Source organism: Agaribacillus sp. DX54, from assembly GCF_056858335.1.
On record NZ_JBXEQE010000005.1, the window covers coordinates 255,694 to 274,311 of the forward strand.

Below are 18,618 nucleotides of genomic sequence, written 5' to 3' on the forward strand. Positions count from 1 at the left end.
AATTTCATCCAATAAGCCAGCCTAACGGTCTGCATAACTCTAGGAAGAACGAAAGTGGCCAGGCTTTCTCTCTCACCTTTGGTGCTTACCAAGCCAGGGCCACTTTTGTTGAAAGGAAATTAATATTTAACTTTCACCTAAACTATAATTCCCGGTTTTTTTATACGATGCGTTTTTCTATGTATTTTTAACTATAGGTTTTACAATGTCATTGATTTACAGAATATTATGGCTGTATTCCCAAACTCTGTCGAAACTTAACATTTTTACCTGTGACAACAGATCTTAAAAATTTACCAACCTATTCCCAAGACATGGTGAAACCTAAACTCCGATTGATATTTTTCCATATGTTACATTTTTATACTTTTGAAAATGAGTCAAGAATGCCCCGAAATAGGGCATCCTTTGGTAAAAGAGCTCTGACCTGATTACTAACCTAACTTTTTACCCCAAGCCAAATTCGCTTCTTACCAGCGATTCTAAAATCGCAACTATCCCCCAATAATTGATTTGTTTGAAAATAGTAGTAAAGGATTCGGATAGGGCTATACTTTCAAGTTTAAAAAACTGACCTCCAAAATGTTTAGTTAATTTTAAATTTTAATTAAGTTTAAAAAATTAAGCCCTATCCTTTTCCTTCCCACGATTAAATTGATGTTTAATCAACAAACCATTTTACGATGTTGTTAATTGATGTTGTAATGTTAAAAATAAATAACAATAATGTCAACAAAAAATTATAAAAAAAATAACACTTGGTTGTTTTTCTGAAATTTTTTACAATAAGTAATTGATAATCAGTTTAATAAGAAAATTATACATAATAATATCACACAGACTATTTTCCCTGGCATTCAGATAGCTTACGCTTCCTTTTGACATGCCAAGCGCTTACTGCGCCAGATTTCCAACGCTCAGACAATTCAGGGACCATGAAGTACAGAATGGACAAGTTACCCTGTGCTTGTTTGTGTAGTGCGTAGTTAATTGCTACAAACTTTTTTGAGTATGGGGCCGGCACTTTTAATGCCCAGTTCGAAAGCCTTTTGAAGATCGGGACAAGCCGCAGTAGATGCTTGGTTATTGTACCTGGCAATGCCCCGGTTAAAGTAGGCCAACCCGTAAGAAGGATGGTAGAATATAGCCATATCGTAGTTTTGAATGGCTTCTTCGTATTTATCCAACTTAATCAAAACGTTGGCCCTGCTCAGGTAGGCTTTTTCATGATCAGGTTTCAGATGAATGGTTTGGCTGAAGTCACTGTAGGCTCCCACAAAATCTTCTGATTTTTCTTTGGCCAACCCCCGGTTCAACCAATTTTCAGGGTTGGACTTATCAAGCAATATGGCAGAATCATAGTCTGCCAGGGCACCTGAATAGTCTCCGCTTTCCATTTTGGCAATACCTCTTTGGGTATAGGCATAGGCAAGTGTCGGATCTTTTTTCAGCACTTCAGTGTAGGTTTTTATAGCCAGTTCGCTATTGGTTGTCTGTACCGCCAGCACACCGAGATTATAGCTGGCCAAAGCATTGCCCGGATCCAACTGTAATGCTTTCTCGTAATCGGCAATGGCTGCCCCGATGTCTCCCAACCCTTCATGTGCTATGCCGCGGTTGGTAAGGTAGTCGGGCTCACGACCGTTTATCTGTATGGCACTATCGAAGTAATGAATGGCTGGTTTGAAGTCATTTAGTTTTGTGTGGGTCAGGCCCAGGTAATTGTAGATTTCGACACTTGTCCCCTGAGCGGTCATGATTTTATCAGTGCCAGCTTCAAATAGGGAAGACCGGAAAAACACGGTGTTTGTTTCACCTTTTGGCAAAGCCAGAAATCTCAGAAAGTCTGCTTTCGCCAGTTCATATTGTTGCTGATTGTATCTGAGAATGCCCCTGGCCATAGTACCTTCTACATGCCCTGGTGCCAGCTCCAGCAGTATATTATAGTCGGTTAGCGCCGCTTTTGATTGCTTTAACCACTCCTTGGCAGTTGCCCTGGCGTAATAAGCTTCCAGGTAAAGATAATCCCTGTATAAGCACGCATCAAAATGATCAATGGCCTTTTCAAAGTTGTTGTTGTCCAGCGCTTTCATACCCAGTTGATAATTTTTTTCTGCCGAATACTGGAGTAAATCCTGCCGTCTTTGATTCTGGGCCAGACCGGTATGAATGAACGAAAGTAAAAGGAAGCTCAAAAAAACAATTAATTTAGAGAACATAGGCCCATTGTTGCCGAAACACTTTTAGTGAAATGTCAATTATCAAATGTCAAATGACAATCGGAGATTATTAGTGAGTAAAATTGATTCATTCTTATTGACATATACGTATTTGAATTGATTTTGATCTATGCTTTTGTATGAACTATTTTATTCAGGATCATCTGGTCGGTACGGCATTTTCCGGTGTCTGTAAGCGAAATGACAAGGGCAAGCACAAAATAATTAAATGCTATTTCACCTTCGGTGAAGTTCAACAGATTGTAGGCAAAAAGTACGGCAACCGCCATATTGAAAGTCAAAATCATAGCTACCGATTTAAGACCCATTATATTAATATAGCGGTTACAAACCCGCTTCCCTGAGAGAGATAGCACATCATTTCCACTATCTTCCTAATGAATAAATTGGCTATTGGTTTGTTTAAAGTTATATTTTGGTTATCAGGCCTTTCATTTACTTAAATAGATGTCTATTATCAATGGCTATCATATCATGTTTTTCCGCCAAACTTGTACAAAGATTCTATCACTGCCTCGTGACCGGTTCCTTATAATACTTTTGCCGGTGTATTCCCATTATTATCTTTGCTATTGGGATCTGCCTCTGAAGTTATTAACCTGATTATTACTTCCTGCTGATTTCTGATATTACGTCCTTTCCCGTTGAGCAGTCCGTGAACGACCCACAGCAATGGCGAACACCCAAATTCATCTTGCTGCCGCCGTGGCGGATCAGTGTACGAACCATTTCCAGACCAGTGGATTCGTAGATTTTATTTTCAAATACGCAATCACAGATAAAGTTGATGGGATGAACCTGATGCTCATGTCCGGACCCAAAAGTTATATTTTCATTTACAACCTGAGGTGTTTTTTGGATAGTGGCAATTAGTTCGTCAATTTTTCCTTGTTCGATGGCATGCTTTATCTTTGTATTGGGCTAAGCAGAATTTTGACTCATTTTTGAGCATTAAAACCCGGAATGGGTGAAGAAATATCTATTATTTGAAATGCCTGACGGGGGTTTTTAATCATAAGTTGATCTATGTCTTCTTGTGTAAGTGAGAAGCCCAGCTTTTTGCCAGCCATTTTCTCACTAACGGTATGAAAAAAACCCTCGTCAAATTTCTGGCTGATTTGGCAGTAATTGAGGATTAAAAGCAGCAAGGTTGTCAGGGCTAAATTTTTCATATGGGTATGGGACTTTATTGCCTGGTTTTTGGTGTGAAAATCAAATTTAGCAAAAACATTATATTTATTTTAGCGCCTTTGGTTAGGGCGCTGTATGGCGCATTGCTTGAACCAATTGCCTGATGTCCCAATCAATTTGAGGACCTATCATCCGTATTTACCAAAACCTGTTGATAGTGAAATTAATCCGATGGCTGTTACCATGACATTGCCGGTGTCTGTAAGGTAGAGGAGAATAATTATTTTTTCATTATATTTTTAGATATGTTTGAAATTTTATATTTTGTTAATCTTAATTTACAACCGGTTTAAAGCACATGGGAAGCGTAAAATCGATCATCAAACTTTTTGTATTTTTTGTTTTGCCCTGGCCTCTGAACGGGCAAGGACAGGAGATGCCGGATTCTTTGATTATGGAGTTGGAGAGGACTTATAACAAGGAGCGAAAACTAGAGATTTTGTGGAAGGTTGTCAGAAAGACTTATGGAGTTTCTGATTATGATACAACGATGTTCTTTGCTAAACAACAACTTAATTTAGCTAAAATACTTGAGAATAAGAAAAGATATGCAGATGCTACAGCGAGAATAGGCATGCTCTACAAATTAAAAAAAGATTTTCATAACGCTGGTGCTCATCTATTTCAAGCCCTTCATCTATATGAACAATTGGGTGATAAAGACAACACAGCAATGGTATTGTATAATATAGGGCAGGTTTTTAAAAAAGGTGGCGAATTCGAAAAAAGTGTATTGTATTTACAGAAAGCTCTAGACATATATAAATTTCTCGACGAAGAACAATTCGAAGCAAAGACTCATTATGAACTAGCAAGAGGATATTTGGAATTAGGAAATCATAACAAATCTTTGTTTCACCTTAATCAGTGCTTAAAATTAAATGATGTCAACGAAAATCAAGGACTTACCAGTAAAGCCCATAATTATCTGGGGATTAATTATTATCAGTTGAAATTATATGACAAGGCTATTGAGGAATATAGCAGGGCCAGGGACTATGCCGTAGGATTGGCAGATTATGACAACAAGTTGGCCATCGCTTTTAATAATATTGGTGAGGTGTATGTGGAGAAAGGTGATTATGAGAAGGCCAGGTCACATTATGAAAAGGCTTTGGCGCTTAAAAGGGAGTATGGAGACCTGGAACTGCTGGCCGGCACATTGATTAATCTCGGTAAGTTGGCCTTATTAGAAAATCGACCTTCAGGGGCAATTCTCTATTTAGAGGAAATAATATTTATTCTGGATAAAGACCGCTTGAGCGATAATTTAAAGGAGGCCTCGGTCTTGCTGGCAGAGGCCTATAAAAGTAAGCAAGATTTGACCTCAAAAGACTTACAAAAGATTATGAGTCTCAATGAACAATATGCCCGGCACATCCACGATTTGAAACAGACTGGATTTCAGCAGTCGATGGTTTTGACCGCTTCCAAAAGTATGCTGGAACATGAAACCCTGTATTTAAAAAATAAAGTTAAAGAGAGCCATAACCTCACACTTTGGATCATCGGCTTTTCAATAATTATCATTGTGGGATTTCTGCTGTTATTATATCACCGGGAGAGGAAATTCAAGCTTTTTATTCAAAAGATGTGGGAAGATATAAAAGATATTTAAGGTTTTTTGATTGACGTTTTTGATATACTGTAAATCTAATGTTTCATTAAATTTAATTAGCAATCAGGTGAAATTCATGGAAAGCACAAAAACTATAGTAGCACTTCTCACATTTTTAGCATTTTTATCACCCTTGAAAGGGCAGGAGCAGTATATGCCTGATTCATTGATTATGGAGATGAAGAGGACGTACAACAAGGAGCGGAGATTGGAGATTTTGTGGGAGATTGTAAAAGAAACTCATGAATCTAATCCGGATACGGCAATATATTATGCTAATGAACAACAAAAACTTGCAAAAGTATTAGGTAACGAAGAAAAATTTGTAAGGGCTATATGGGCGCGTGGTATCATTCATAAGTTAAATGGCAATCTAAAAGAAGCTGTAAATTGCTTTTTTGAATCTCTTGATTTATATCGTAAAATGAATCGCACGGAAAAGATCGCAATAGCCCTATACAATATTGGGCAGGTGATCATGGAAGGAAAGAATTTCAGTAATGCGCTTTTATATTTTAAGGAGGCATCAAATCTAAATAACGAGAGAAAAGATTATCAGAGGGTAGCTAAAGCCCAATATGAAATAGCACGATGTTATCTGGAAATGGCAAATTATAATAAATCGCTTTTTCATCTTAATCAATGCCTTAAAATGAATAAATCAAGTGAAAATCAAGGCTTAACCAGTAAGGCACATAATTATTTAGGAATTAATTATTACAAATTGAAAGAGTATGACAAAGCTATCATGGAATATAGCAAGGCAAGAAGGTACGCGATTGGATTGGCGGACTATGATAAAAAATCAGCGATAGCCTATAACAATATTGGTGAAGTCTATGTAGAAAAAAAAGACTATCAAAAGGCGTGGTCAAATTTCAACAAGGCCTTGGCCCTTAAGCGAAAACTTGGAGACCAGGAGTTGTTGGCCGGCACTTTGATTAACCTGGGAAAGTTGGCCTTGTTGGAAAATCGACCCTCAGAGGCAATTTCTTATCTAGAGGAGATAATTTCCATTCTGGATAAAGATCGCTTGAGTGACCATTTAAAAGAGGCCTCGATTTTGTTGTCAGATGCTTACAAAAGTAAACAGGATTTGACAACCAAAGACCTGCAAAAGATCATGTTACTCAATAAACGATATGCCCGGCACATCCATGATTTGAAACAAACAAGCATTCAGGAATCGATGATTTCGACCATATCCAAAAATGAGTTGGAGAATGTCGCTTTACATTTCAAAGAAAAAGCAAAAAAAACATACTACTTCACACTTTGGATCATCGGCTTGTTAATTATCATAATTGTTGCATTTTTGGTTTTATTACGTTACAAAGAGAGAAAATTTAAATCATTTATCCAGCAGATGTGGAAGGATATTAAGGATATATAATTGCTTGGTTATACGTTATCCCAATATCCACAACTTGCTTACAGCAACTCTATTTTTAAGACTCAATTGATCTTTGATCAAAAATTTCTGTTGGTTTGCCTAGGCAAACTCATACTGGTTGCACTTCCCTGAAATTATTAGTTTGCTCTAGCAAATTATTTGGAGTCAATATACTTTTTAACGTTAGATTTTATCCGGATTATGGATAATACTAATCTTAAAGGGTATTTCAAAAATCATATCTGAACTTCAATAAATATAATTAAGCAAATCAAGTTTTATTTAATTCCCCACCATCAGTTATAATCTTCACAAGATTTGGTATATTCAATACGGTTACGGAAATACTGGAAGAGTGTCAATTTTATCAAAGACACTTGAACGATGATTATGTTTAACTTCTAAAATTAAAAAATGCTATGAAAAATCTATTAATGCTAATGTTTGTGATAGGGTTCTCACTTTCATTTTCTGCTTGTGAAAATGATCCATTAAAGGAAATACAGCCTAAATTTGATTTGCCAGACGTACAGCTTACCGATGGGGAGGATGAAGGTACTGGAGGAGTGGGTAACACGAGAAGGTAACGGATACTTTAGGTGGCAGGAATTTCCTGCTACCGTATTTTTTTTAAAAATATTTATGGTATATTAGTAGATTAATACCCCTGGATCGCGTTTATATTTCCTAGTGTTCGACTCTTTCGACATTTGTGCCATGAATATGAAGATATTTGTTTTTTTGCTGCTGCTATCAACCCAAGCACTGAGTTTGAGTGCTCAAATTCCAGTGAAAAAAATAATGGAATTAGAAAAATCTATGAGCAATGAAGCTAAACTTGAACTTTTATGGGAAATTGTAGTAGAAACTTCAGAGTCTCATTATGATACAGCATTGTATTTTGCTAGCAAACAACTCGAATTGGCAAAAACTACAGGAAATGATGAGAGGTATTTGAATGCGGTCTGGGCCACCGGTTTGATTTACAAATGGAAAGGTGCTTTAAAAAATGCTGCAACATATTTGTTTGAAGCGCACCAACTGTATAGTAAGGAAGGAAATAAGAAGAATATTGCTACGGCACTATACAATATTGGACAGGTATTTAAAGCTGGGAATGATATTGAAAATGGAATTTTATATTTAAAACACGCATTAGATTTATATCAAAAAATTAATGATGATCAACTAGAAGCAAAAACTCATTACGAACTTGCCCGAGGCTACATGGGCGTTGAGAAATATCAAAAATCGTTATTTCACCTTAATCAGTGCCTTTTGTTAAATGATAGCAGTAAAAATCAATCTCTCACTAGTAAAGCTCATAACTACCTTGGCGCCACTTACTTTAATAAAAAAGAGTACAACAAAGCCATTGAAGAATATTTTTTATCTATGGAAGCCGCCGAAGGCCTGAAAGATTTTAAGAAAAAATCAGCGATTGCCTACAACAATATTGGCGAATCATATTTGTACAGCGGGGATTTAAAAAATGCGGAGATATATTTATTGAAGGCTTTGAAGCTGAAAAAGGAGCTAGGTGATCATGACTTCACTTTAAGCACGCAGGTATTGCTAAGCCGGCTGGCCACTAAGAAAGAGGAATATGAGAAAGCACTGGCCTATCTGCAGGAAGGCATTATGTTAGCGGATAAGTCTATTATCAACACCAACTTAATGGACGCCCTCGATGAAATTATAGCACTGAACGAACAGCAATCCACCGTAAAGATCCCTTCTGATCAAATCATTTCCTATTTTAAGATTGAAAACCGACAGGCGAGGCTACTGCGCGGACTCAACGAGGAACTGGGCAGTCTGAATAGCCAGTATGTTTTGAAAAATGCATTCGAAACCTACCAGTTATCTGAAGCTAACAGCAGTTTAACTGACAAACTTTCACAATCCAAGGTGATTATTATACTGACCGTGCTACTTTCTTTGTTTACCGGCATTTTATCCGTCTATTACGTCAGAAAATATATCGTCCTAAAGGAATTCAAACAAGAAACCACCCTTGGTTTAGAATTAATATCCCACCAATTAGAACGCACAATAAAAATGGCTTCCAAAAAATAATATCAAAAAAAACCTCAAACCCCACACCCAAACCCACACTCACACTCCAATTACTAATTGTTCCCACACGGGCACCCTCCCCAGGGAAGTAGTGGTCTCTGATCAGTGGTTGAAAACCAGGGTAAAACTTGCACCCTGGCCGGGTGGGGAAGATACTTTGATGGTGCCGTTATGGAGGTTCATGATTTGTTTAGACAGGCTTAATCCGATGCCGGAGCCGTTGGGTTTGGTGGAGTAGAAGGGAACGAAGATGCTGTCCAGCTTGGTGTGGTGGATGCCTCGGCCGTTGTCTTTGATGGTTATCATCTTTTGACGGTCGTGGGTATTGGTGCTTATGTCGATGGTGCCGTGTTGTTTGTGCTTGAGGGCATGAATGCTGTTGGTGATGATGTTGATGAGTACCTGTTCAATCAATTTGCGGTCAGCTTTAATGATTTGGCCGGGTGGGGAAAGGCTGAGGGTAAACCGGATGCCCTTTTTGCCGGCTTCTCCTTTCATGAGCGTAATGATGCCTTCCAGCAGGTTTTTCATATGAATTTCTTCCGGCTTGGGTTGAGGAATTTTGGTGAGTTTACGGTAGTCATCCACAAACTTTAGCATGCCATCACTTCTTCGCTGGATGGTCTGCAATGAAAACCTGATATCATTGATGTCTTCACTGTTCAGGGATTTGGAGGGTTTTTGATGGGGGATATGTTTTTCCAGCAACCGCAATAAGCTATCGGTTAACGATGTAATCGGAGTAATGGAATTCATAATTTCATGGGTAAGAATTCGGATCAACTTATTCCAGGCTTCTAGCTCTTTTTGTTCTATTTCCCGCTCAATATCCTGAAAGATAACCAATTTGTATCGCTGGTTGATTAAGACCATCGAGCTTACCCCTACTGACAATTGTATGCCGTTACCTAGTGTTATTAGCTGCTTATCGTAGTCACTGGCATTTTCCACCCTGGTAACCAAATCCGGGTGGATGGTCCCCAGGTCATTCCAATGTTTTAGCGCTCCGGCTTTTAGGAGGACGCTTGCTTGCTTATTGATGAGATAAATTTCATTATCCTCTTTCAGGGAAATGATCCCAATTGAGATTTTATCAACCATCATTTTGAGAAATTGATACTGTGCTTCTTTTTGGATTTTAGCCTCTTTGATGGTATCTATCATATTAAAAAATGCCTGGTTTAGTGCTTCGAACGAGGCTCCTAATTTGCTGTCTTCATAATTTACGGAATAGTCGGCATATTGGATAGCCATCAAAAATTTCGATAACTCATAATTGGTTTTAGAAACAAACCTCAGCAACTCATAAACCTGGATACTTATCAGGCCCAGCAGAATGATCTGGTTGAACAGTAACTCCTTTCGCCCAAAAATAAAGGCAAACACGCAAAGGGTAAACAGCAATAGCGCAATTCTTAAAACAACCTTAAAGTTAAACCTTTTAAATAGCATATGATGTGATTTAAGGAGGGTTATATCCCGTATTTTTCCAATTTACGGTACAATGTGGCCCGTGTTATGCCCAGCTCCCTGGCCGTGCGGCTCATGTTGCCGCTATGGTGATTCATGGCCTCCCTGATGGTTTTTTCTTCCATTTCATCCAGCGTCACCGGCTTGGATGGCTTTTTGGAATCATGAGCAGGGGTTACCAGGAAGTCAGTGTCACTGAGCTGACTGTCTTCGCCCAAAATCACTGCCCTTTCCACTGCGTGTTGCAATTCCCTGACATTGCCTGGCCAAGGGTAATGCTGTAGCTTGCGGAGGGCAGATTTATTGGCTTTGATGTTGTCCTTTTTATACTTTTTGCTATAAACCTGCAAAAAATAGTCAATCAATAAAGGAATGTCTTCTTTACGGTCCCTTAAGGGGGGAATCTGTATTTCAACAGTATTGATCCTGTACAATAGGTCTTGCCGGAAGGTTTTGTGGGCCACCATGTCATAAACCGGCATGTTGGTGGCGCTGATCAGCCGGATATTAATGGGCTTATAGGCATTGGCACCCACTCGTTTTACCTCCCGGTTTTGCAGCACAGTCAAAAGTTTTACCTGCAGGGCTTTGGATAAATTGCCAATCTCATCCAGAAACAAAGTACCCTCCGAAGCCAGTTCAAAACTTCCGGGCCTATCTTCTTTGGCATCGGTAAATGCCCCTTTGACATGACCGAACAACTCACTTTCAAACAGGCTCTCGTTGATTGCTCCCAGGTCGACTTTGATAAATGCCTGGTCTTTGCGTAGCGATTTGTTATGCAGGGCCCTGGCTACCAGCTCTTTGCCTGTGCCGTTTTCACCGAGGATCAGTACGTCGGCATCTGTAACAGCCACCTTGTCGATCAGCTCGAAAACCCGCTTCATCACCGGTGACCGCCCTATAAAGCTGGCAAAACTTTTGTTAATACCGGCAGCAAGGTGTTGCTGGGTACCTTTCAGTTTTTCCACCTCCAGCTTTGATTTCCTCAATTGTAAAGCAGACAGAATGGTAGCCAGCAGTTTTTCATTGTTCCACGGTTTCAGCACAAATTCTACAGCCCCCTTTTTGATAGCGTCCACGGCAATATCGATTTCACCGTAGGCGGTGATCATCACAACGCTCAGCGCCGGGTCTAACTTCAGGATGTTTTCGAGCCAGAAAATGCCTTCCGAACCGTCATGGTCGCCTTTTTTATAGTTCATATCCAGCAGTACCACATCAATGTTTTCTTCAGGAATGATGTCGCTGATATCTTCCGGGTTTTGGCAGGTTTTAACGCCTGAGAATTCCTGCTTTAAAAACATTTTAGCGGTGTGCAGCACGTCGGCATCGTCGTCTGCTATTAATATATTGGCTTTGTGTTTTGGCATCGTGTTTATTGGTAATTGACAATGGATAATTATAAGGGGGTGATTTGATGGTTGATAATTAGCATTGGACAAATAGTGTTTGTTGGCGTTTAAGTTAGGTAATTGTATTATAATTATACAGTTATTTGTTTAAAAATTAAACACAAATTTTGTTTCAAATGCAGAGGTTATTTTTTAAACATATGATAATCAGATAGTTGAAAAGATGGCATTTGTTTTGACTAGTAACTGTTGGATAAGTTTCCTGAACGGAATGTAACTTAACAGTTTACAAAACTCCGGAGACATTTTTTGCATGGTTAACTTTCAATAAATTCAGTGATGATTAAAAACTACCTGATTACCGCCTTACGAAATTTATCGCGTAATAAAACTTATGCGGCCATTAATATAACCGGCTTGTCGATTGGTATTTCCTGCGCGGTTGTAGCTTATCTAATGGTAAGTCACATGACTGGCTTTGATAAAAAGCACCGTAAAAAAGATCGAATTTTCCGGGTGGTTACCATGTCAAAACAAGATAATAGGGAAGAACGTAATGCTGGCGCACCATTGCCCATGAAGGAAGCTCTCATAGCGTTTTTTCCTGAATTTGAAAAAATTTCCATACTGCACAAATATGATGGTGGTCTCATTACAGTGCCTTCGGCTGATGGTGATCGGGTCAGTATTCAGGAGGAGGATGGTATTGCTTTTACTGATGAAAATTTTTACCAGATACTAGACAGGGAATGGCTGCAAGGTAATCCGCTGCTTGCTTTAAAAGCACCCAACAGTGCCATTTTATCGAAGTCATTGGCAGAAAAACTTTTTTCCGGTCAGGAGGCATTGAACAAAACAATAAACCTGGATAATAAATATGATTTTAAGATTACAGGTGTAGTAGCCGACCTGAATGACAACAATACGGATTTTAACTTTCATTTGCTTGCCAGTTTTGCAACCATAGCCGACGAAATGGAAGTGGAAGATTGGGGTAATTTATCCAGTGATACACAGTGCTTTGTGTTAGTACAGGATAACGCAGTTTTACATGATGCCGAAACCAGAATGGCGGAATTGATTAAAAAGTATTATGAACAGGATGATCAGGCAACGAAGTTTCATCCGTTACAGCCCTTCGCAGACATTCATCACAACAGGGCTTATGGGAGTTTTCACAGAATTGCTCCCAAAAGCGACATCTGGACCCTCATCTTTCTTGCGCTGTTTCTAATTATAACAGCCGGCATCAATTTTGTGAATCTTGCCACGGCCCAGGCCATAAAAAGATCAAAAGAGATCGGTGTTCGGAAAGTATTAGGCAGCTTTAGAACGCAAATCAGGTGGCAATTTCTGGTTGAGACCATGATGATTTCCCTGCTGGCTATTGTCATCTCCTTGGGTTTCGCAGAGTTGCTTTTAATCAAGTTTAATCAATACCTGGAATTGTCATTAAAAATTGATTACCTGAATGATCTGAAATTTTGGGGATTTTTGCTCATCGTATGGATATTTGTAACGATACTATCAGGTTTATATCCTGCTTTTGTTTTATCCCGATTCAGGCCTGTGGCGGCCTTAAAAAATTCAATTACCACTAAAAACGCAGGAGGAATGCCTTTAAGGAAAGGGCTAATTGTATTTCAATTTGTGATTTCACAGGTGTTAGTGATGGCTACTATCGTAATCATGTATCAAATGCATTTCATGAAGAATCAGGACATGGGCTTCGAAAAAGAAGCCATTTTGAATATTCAGTTACCGAACAAAAATGAAAACAGTCGTAAAGCATTCGTTCAAAAGTTAAAGCAAATGCCGGCTGTATCATTTGTTACAAGCGCAATGGATTCACCCGCTTCCAACTCGATTTGGAAGTCGAATTTTATTTTAAAAACCGACAGCGGCGTTGTTGAAAGCGATGCCCAGATTAAAGTTTGTGACCAACATTATGTTCAGACCTACGGGCTTACCCTACTGAGTGGTAAAAATTTGCTGCCAAGTGATACGATCAATGGATTCCTGATCAACGAAACGCTTGCCAGATACGCTGGTTTTACCAACCCCGGAGATGCTGTAGGCAAGCAGTTTAAGTTTGGCTGGGACAATGAGTTTTATCCGATTGTCGGGGTGGTTAAAGACTTTCATACTGCTTCTTTCAGAAATGAAATCAATCCTACCGCGCTTTTTCAACATAAGGAAGAGTATCAAATGGTGGGTATTAAATTAGTGTCAGCCAACTTTCAAAAGGATTTGACAACCATTGAGAAACACTATCGGACCTTGTATCCTGAATACAATTTTGAATACCGGTTCATGGATGAGATTATTGAGCGGTTTTACAGGGGAGATGAAAAAATGTATCATATCCTTCGTGTTTTAACTTTGATTGCTATTTTTATCGGTTGCCTCGGCTTGTATGGTCTGGTTTCGTTTATGACGAATCAAAAGGTAAAAGAAATAGGCATCAGAAAGGTATTGGGGGCTTCTTTTACGAACATTCTCCGCTTGTTTTCCATAGAGTTTTTGAAATTGATTGCCATCGCGTTTATCATCGCATTGCCGCTGGCCTATCTGGGTATGAGCAACTGGCTGCAAAAGTTTATTTACAGCATTGACCTGGAATGGTGGATATTTGTCATAGCGATTTTTGTGACAATCGCGCTGGCTTTGCTAACGGTAAGCTATAAGACGATAAAATCTGCTTTATATAATCCTGTGGATTGTTTAAAAGATGAATAATGTTTAATGGCAGTTGAACCTTCGTGAAGTATAAGACCATGTTACTTATTTTAAGATAGCTTTGCGACCCATAAAAAGACAGCAATTTTACCATCAGGGGAAATAATAATTTCGAAAGTGTGTTTAGGGAAAACAACGTCCGGAATGCAGAAAAAGATTTTTTCAAAGTATTAAATTTTGCCTAAACGGGAACGTTTCCTATCTTACGGAAAAAAACTGAAAATTGGCAAATAAACTGAACGTACTCGTAGTAGGCTGTGGTAACATGGGGGCATCCCACGCCAGGGCTTATCATAAAATTCCGGATTATAACATTGTAGGATTGGTGAGCCGTGGCCCGGCCAGAAGACAGGAGCTGATGGATCAAATCGGGCCATATCCAGGTTATGATGATTTTGAAGAGGCGCTGACAGCCACGCAGCCCGATGTGGTTTCTATCAACACTTATCCGGATACACATGCTTCATACGCGATAAAAAGCCTGGAAGCCGGTGCCCATGTTTTTCTGGAAAAACCGATAGCTTTAACTACTGAAGAAGCGCAAAAGGTGGTTGACTGTGCGGTTAACAACAATAGAAAACTGGTTATCGGCTACATTTTGCGTGTGCATCCGGCCTGGAAAAAATTCACTGAAATGGCACAATCCCTGGGAAAACCCCTGGTTATGCGAATGAACCTCAACCAGCAAAGTGCCGGTAAAAACTGGCTGACCCACAAAAACCTGATGCAGTCCATGTCGCCGATTGTAGACTGTGGCGTACATTATGTCGACGTAATGTGTCAGATGACAAGGTCAAAGCCTGTGAGCGTCAGCGCTATTGGGGCAAAGTTGACAGAAGATGTCGGGGATGACATGTATAATTACGGACAGTTACAAGTCAAATTTGCCGATGGGTCTGTAGGTTGGTACGAAGCCGGATGGGGCCCTATGATGAGTGAAACGGCTTATTTTATCAAGGATGTAATTGGCCCGAAAGGCGCTGTCAGTATTGTAGAATCACCTAAGGGGGAAGACTCCCAGGACATTGATGGTCATACCCAGACAGGCTGTCTGAAAATCCACCATGGCGAGCTGGACAATGCAGGTGAATTTGTAAAAACCGATGAATTTTTTGATACCTCCGATGAACCCACCCATGATGAGCTTTGCGAACTGGAACAATTGTTTCTATTGGATGCTATCCAAAATGACAAGGATCTGTCCGACCATATGGTCGATGCGGTGAGCAGCCTCCGGATCGTTTTAGCTGCCGATGAGTCCTATAAAACCGGTAAAACGATTAATCTCGATTATTGATGCTACTTTAATTGTGGGAACATTGGGAACCTACTTCTTCCAGGGCATAACCTTTACGTGGATGTCGCACAATATTTTCGACAAAACTCTTCGTGTCTCTTTGTGTCTTGGTGCCTCCGTGGTGAAAAATGGTTAACCACAAAGGCACCAAGACACAAAGAGACACGGAGGTTTGGGGCGATTTGATGGCTAAAAGAATAATGTGACCTTAGTGCCGGCGCCGGTTCTGGAGCTTACTTCGATGGTGCCATGGTGGAGGCGCATGATTTGACGGGACAGGCTGAGACCAATCCCCGAACCTTGATTTTTGGTGGTGTAAAAGGGAACGAATACATTTTCCAAGACCTCTTCAGGAATTCCGGGACCATTGTCACTGATCTCAACGCATTTTTTTCCATCATGATTGACAAAGCAGGAAATAATAATCTGTGGGTTGCTTTTGTTTTCCAACGCGTCCACAGCGTTCAACAACACATTGATAATAACCTGTTCAATTAAGTCCATATCCGCCTTAATCATCATATCGGTACTTTCCATCTGATATTTTAGCCTGATGCCGGAGCTTTTAAGCTGGGGTGTCAATAGCTGTTCAACATTCTTCAGTAGGGACAAAACCTTTACTGATTTAATTTTTGGTGGCGGAATTCTGGTGAGATCATTGTAGGCTTTCACAAAGTTCACCAAACCCTTACTTCGGCTGGCTATGGTCTTAAGGCTGGTTTTGATGTCTTTTAACTCTTCCGGATCTACGGTGCCCAGATCTTTTGGTGTGTCGTTCTCGCCGATTAATTGTTGGTAAGTGACGTCTGTCAAGGTAGCTATAGGAATAGCCGAGTTTTTGATTTCATGGGTCATCACCCTGATCAGCTTTTGCCAGGACTCCAGTTCTTTTTCTTCCAACTCAGATTTTATGTCTTGGAATGACACCAGTTTATAATTATTATTTTTTATTCTGAAAGCCGTGGCCTGCAATGACAGGTGCATCAACTTGTTTTGGATAACGATTTTTATCAGGCTCTTTTGGCCGGGTCTCAATGACTTCAACAGATCATAAAGTTCAGGATCTATCTTTTTTAGGGCGATAATGTTTTTCAAGTAAGGCCGGTTAAACAACTCACAGGCCGCCTGATTCAGCAAAGTTACCTCTCCCTGTTCATCGAAGCAGACCAGTGCCACTTTCACATGCTCAACCACTGTTTTGAGATATTGATGCTCTGATTCCTTTTCCTTGTTCAGCCGCTGGAATACCTTGAGAATTTGCGTCTGGGCATATTTCAAATCAATTTTATAACTGGATTGTTGTGATGAAGTTGTAAAATCGTTTTGCTTGATAGCCAGCAGGAAATTGACCATTTCCCTTTGCGATTTTTCCAAATGACGGATTAAATTCACAGTGATCAGTGCTATAAATACCAAAGACCACAATGATATGGCCCAGTAGGGGGTAAGCAACCAAAAATAGACGACAGCAAAACATAGCACAAGGATAGCGACAATCCTTAATAGTATGCTGATGTTATTACTTCTGTAAAATTTCATACAATATAGTCCCCTGATGCTATATGGTTATTCCATACCTTCTCATTTTTCTGTACAAAGTGGTACGGCCTATTCCCAGCTCTTCAGAGGCTTTGGTCAGGTTGCCATTGGCCATGGTAATGGCGGTTTCAATGGCATTTTTTTCCAACAGTTCAATGTTTAGCGTATCGGGTAAATTTCTTTGTCTGCCTGCCTCCGGATTCTTTAAAAGAAAATCCGAGGGTAGTAATCGATGGTTGTTACTCATGATTATGGCCCTTTCCACAGCGTGTTGTAGCTCCCTGATATTCCCCGGCCATTGATAGGCTACTAGTTTATCCAGCGTATTCCGGCTGATTTGCAGCCGCTCTTTTTGATACTTAGCCGCATAAAGTTTCAAATAATGATTAGCCAATAGTGGAATATCTTCTTTCCTTTCCCGCAAAGGTGGCAGGTTTATTTCCACGGTATTGATGCGATATAATAAATCCTGGCGAAAGGTATTTTTGGCAACCATCTCATAAATATCCCGGTTGGTGGCACAAATGAGCCGGATATCGATCGAAACGGGTTTATTTGAACCCACCCTCACGATTTCGCGCTGCTGCAGGGCTGTTAACAATTTAGCCTGCATAGCCGCCGAGGTATTGCCAATTTCATCCAAAAACAAAGAGCCACCCGAAGCAATTTCAAACCTTCCGGCCCGGCTTTCTTTGGCATCGGTAAACGCCCCTTTGGCGTGGCCAAATAATTCTGAGGAGAACAGGCTTTCGGTTATCGCTCCCAGATCAACTTTGATAAAAGATTCTTTATGACGGGTCGATCTTTGATGAATGGCCCTGGCAATCAATTCCTTCCCTGTACCATTTTCTCCTAAAATAAGTACATTGGCATCTGTTCCGGCAATTTTGTCTATGGCCCTGAAAATATGCTGCATGGCCTCCGAGTGACCGATAATGTTATCAAATTGCCGGTTTAAATCCTGATTTAATATTTTGGTCTTGTTTCTTAGCTGATTTAGCTCCTTTTTAGATTGGCTTAGCTCGAATATGGAAAGTACGGTTGACAGCAACTTTTCTTTTTCCCAGGGTTTCGTAAGAAAATCCACCGCCCCGGCTTTCATAGCCTGTACGGCAATGTCAATATCTCCGTAAGCGGTGTTGACCAATATATGCAAGCCAGGATCGGTTTGCCTGATTTTTTTTAGCCATGCCAGGCCTTCCTGCCCCGAGGTCACCCCCCGGGAGAAATTCATATCCAGGACCAATACATCCACATGGTGCCGCTTTAGATAATCTGGCAGGTCATGAGGCGAGTTAAATGTCTTTACTGCTGAAAAATGTGGCTTTAATATCACTTTCGCCGTATGAAGTACTCCTTCATCGTCATCGATTACCAATACGGTTCCTTGTTTTTTTGTCATGGCCTTTTACCGCTTATCATCTAAATTTATGCATCGTTTCATTATGATACAAACGATTGTTTTATAATGAAACAATATTTTTTTGAAAAAGTGAATTTTAAAATATGCATATTGTTAATTGACAATTGATAATGAACAATTGACAATTCAGGCGGTATAAAAATGAAACGCTGAAAAATTTTCTCAAAATATTATTTTGAGAAAAGCCGATGAAATGAGTATATGTTACTTGCTTTTTCATTCAATTAACTAAAACAGAATTTAATTTGGTTGTTTTTGGCAACATTGTTGTTTT

Annotated in this window: 13 protein-coding genes; 6 read left to right on the forward strand and 7 right to left on the reverse strand. The window is 39.7% G+C overall.

What is annotated here, in order from left to right; all coding sequences use genetic code 11:
- Positions 1-986: 986 nt before the first annotated feature.
- The 3 genes from AC04NP_RS08585 to AC04NP_RS08595 form a co-directional block, all read right to left on the reverse strand.
- On the reverse strand, positions 987-2,195 hold the full coding sequence (locus AC04NP_RS08585; RefSeq protein WP_482859171.1) for a tetratricopeptide repeat protein: 1,209 nt from the start codon (positions 2,193-2,195) through the stop codon (positions 987-989).
- Positions 2,196-2,347: 152 nt separating this feature from the next.
- Positions 2,348-2,527, reverse strand: coding sequence for a hypothetical protein (locus AC04NP_RS08590; protein ID WP_482859172.1), 180 nt, complete (start codon positions 2,525-2,527; stop codon positions 2,348-2,350).
- A gap of 651 nt (positions 2,528-3,178) precedes the next feature.
- Positions 3,179-3,412 (reverse strand): hypothetical protein, encoded by a 234-nt coding sequence (locus AC04NP_RS08595; RefSeq protein ID WP_482859173.1) that lies wholly within the window; start codon positions 3,410-3,412, stop codon positions 3,179-3,181.
- A 317-nt stretch (positions 3,413-3,729) separates the two neighbouring features.
- Between AC04NP_RS08595 and AC04NP_RS08600 the strand changes: the two genes are divergently transcribed.
- The 4 genes from AC04NP_RS08600 (at position 3,730) to AC04NP_RS08615 (ending at position 8,521) form a co-directional block, all read left to right on the forward strand.
- Entirely contained in the window at positions 3,730-5,049 is a 1,320-nt protein-coding gene (locus tag AC04NP_RS08600) for a tetratricopeptide repeat protein (RefSeq protein WP_482859174.1), read from the forward strand.
- Positions 5,050-5,125: 76 nt separating this feature from the next.
- Positions 5,126-6,442, forward strand: coding sequence for a tetratricopeptide repeat protein (locus AC04NP_RS08605; protein ID WP_482859175.1), 1,317 nt, complete (start codon positions 5,126-5,128; stop codon positions 6,440-6,442).
- A 419-nt stretch (positions 6,443-6,861) separates the two neighbouring features.
- A complete protein-coding gene (locus AC04NP_RS08610) occupies positions 6,862-7,029 on the forward strand; it encodes a hypothetical protein (protein WP_482859176.1) in 168 nt (55 codons plus the stop codon).
- 136 nt (positions 7,030-7,165) lie between these two features.
- Positions 7,166-8,521: a tetratricopeptide repeat protein gene (locus tag AC04NP_RS08615; protein ID WP_482859177.1), complete on the forward strand. Its 1,356-nt coding sequence runs from the start codon at positions 7,166-7,168 to the stop codon at positions 8,519-8,521.
- A 102-nt stretch (positions 8,522-8,623) separates the two neighbouring features.
- On the opposite strand, the gene AC04NP_RS08620 is transcribed toward AC04NP_RS08615, so the two are convergent.
- Together AC04NP_RS08620 and AC04NP_RS08625 are read right to left on the reverse strand one after the other, a co-directional pair.
- On the reverse strand, positions 8,624-9,973 hold the full coding sequence (locus AC04NP_RS08620) for a sensor histidine kinase (RefSeq protein WP_482859178.1): 1,350 nt from the start codon (positions 9,971-9,973) through the stop codon (positions 8,624-8,626).
- A gap of 20 nt (positions 9,974-9,993) precedes the next feature.
- A complete protein-coding gene (locus AC04NP_RS08625; RefSeq protein ID WP_482859179.1) occupies positions 9,994-11,364 on the reverse strand; it encodes a sigma-54-dependent transcriptional regulator in 1,371 nt (456 codons plus the stop codon).
- A 321-nt stretch (positions 11,365-11,685) separates the two neighbouring features.
- Here AC04NP_RS08625 and AC04NP_RS08630 point away from each other — a divergent pair, with 321 nt between their 5' ends.
- Positions 11,686-14,085, forward strand: a complete 2,400-nt coding sequence (locus AC04NP_RS08630) for an ABC transporter permease (protein ID WP_482859180.1) — start codon at positions 11,686-11,688, stop codon at positions 14,083-14,085.
- 223 nt (positions 14,086-14,308) lie between these two features.
- The gene (locus tag AC04NP_RS08635; protein ID WP_482859181.1) at positions 14,309-15,382 is read left to right on the forward strand and encodes a Gfo/Idh/MocA family protein; all 1,074 of its coding nucleotides are present in this window, start codon (positions 14,309-14,311) and stop codon (positions 15,380-15,382) included.
- A 189-nt stretch (positions 15,383-15,571) separates the two neighbouring features.
- Here the strand turns inward: AC04NP_RS08635 and AC04NP_RS08640 are convergent, their stop codons facing one another.
- On the reverse strand, positions 15,572-16,921 hold the full coding sequence (locus AC04NP_RS08640) for a sensor histidine kinase (protein ID WP_482859182.1): 1,350 nt from the start codon (positions 16,919-16,921) through the stop codon (positions 15,572-15,574).
- A gap of 19 nt (positions 16,922-16,940) precedes the next feature.
- Positions 16,941-18,323 carry a sigma-54-dependent transcriptional regulator gene (locus AC04NP_RS08645; protein WP_482859183.1) on the reverse strand — a complete coding sequence of 461 codons (1,383 nt, stop codon included), beginning with the start codon at positions 18,321-18,323 and terminating at the stop codon, positions 16,941-16,943.
- Positions 18,324-18,618: the final 295 nt, after the last annotated feature.

What these genes read in the sequence shown, in the direction of transcription:
- AC04NP_RS08630 (WP_482859180.1), top strand. Translation starts at nt 11,686, where the DNA reads ATGATTAAAAACTACCTGATTACCGCCTTACGAAATTTATCGCGTAAT.
- AC04NP_RS08610 (WP_482859176.1), top strand. Translation starts at nt 6,862, where the DNA reads ATGAAAAATCTATTAATGCTAATGTTTGTGATAGGGTTCTCACTTTCA.
- AC04NP_RS08595 (WP_482859173.1), bottom strand. Translation starts at nt 3,412, where the DNA reads ATGAAAAATTTAGCCCTGACAACCTTGCTGCTTTTAATCCTCAATTAC.
- AC04NP_RS08600 (WP_482859174.1), top strand. Translation starts at nt 3,730, where the DNA reads ATGGGAAGCGTAAAATCGATCATCAAACTTTTTGTATTTTTTGTTTTG.
- AC04NP_RS08620 (WP_482859178.1), bottom strand. Translation starts at nt 9,973, where the DNA reads ATGCTATTTAAAAGGTTTAACTTTAAGGTTGTTTTAAGAATTGCGCTA.
- AC04NP_RS08640 (WP_482859182.1), bottom strand. Translation starts at nt 16,921, where the DNA reads ATGAAATTTTACAGAAGTAATAACATCAGCATACTATTAAGGATTGTC.
- AC04NP_RS08590 (WP_482859172.1), bottom strand. Translation starts at nt 2,527, where the DNA reads ATGATTTTGACTTTCAATATGGCGGTTGCCGTACTTTTTGCCTACAAT.
- AC04NP_RS08605 (WP_482859175.1), top strand. Translation starts at nt 5,126, where the DNA reads ATGGAAAGCACAAAAACTATAGTAGCACTTCTCACATTTTTAGCATTT.
- AC04NP_RS08645 (WP_482859183.1), bottom strand. Translation starts at nt 18,323, where the DNA reads ATGACAAAAAAACAAGGAACCGTATTGGTAATCGATGACGATGAAGGA.
- AC04NP_RS08615 (WP_482859177.1), top strand. Translation starts at nt 7,166, where the DNA reads ATGAAGATATTTGTTTTTTTGCTGCTGCTATCAACCCAAGCACTGAGT.
- AC04NP_RS08625 (WP_482859179.1), bottom strand. Translation starts at nt 11,364, where the DNA reads ATGCCAAAACACAAAGCCAATATATTAATAGCAGACGACGATGCCGAC.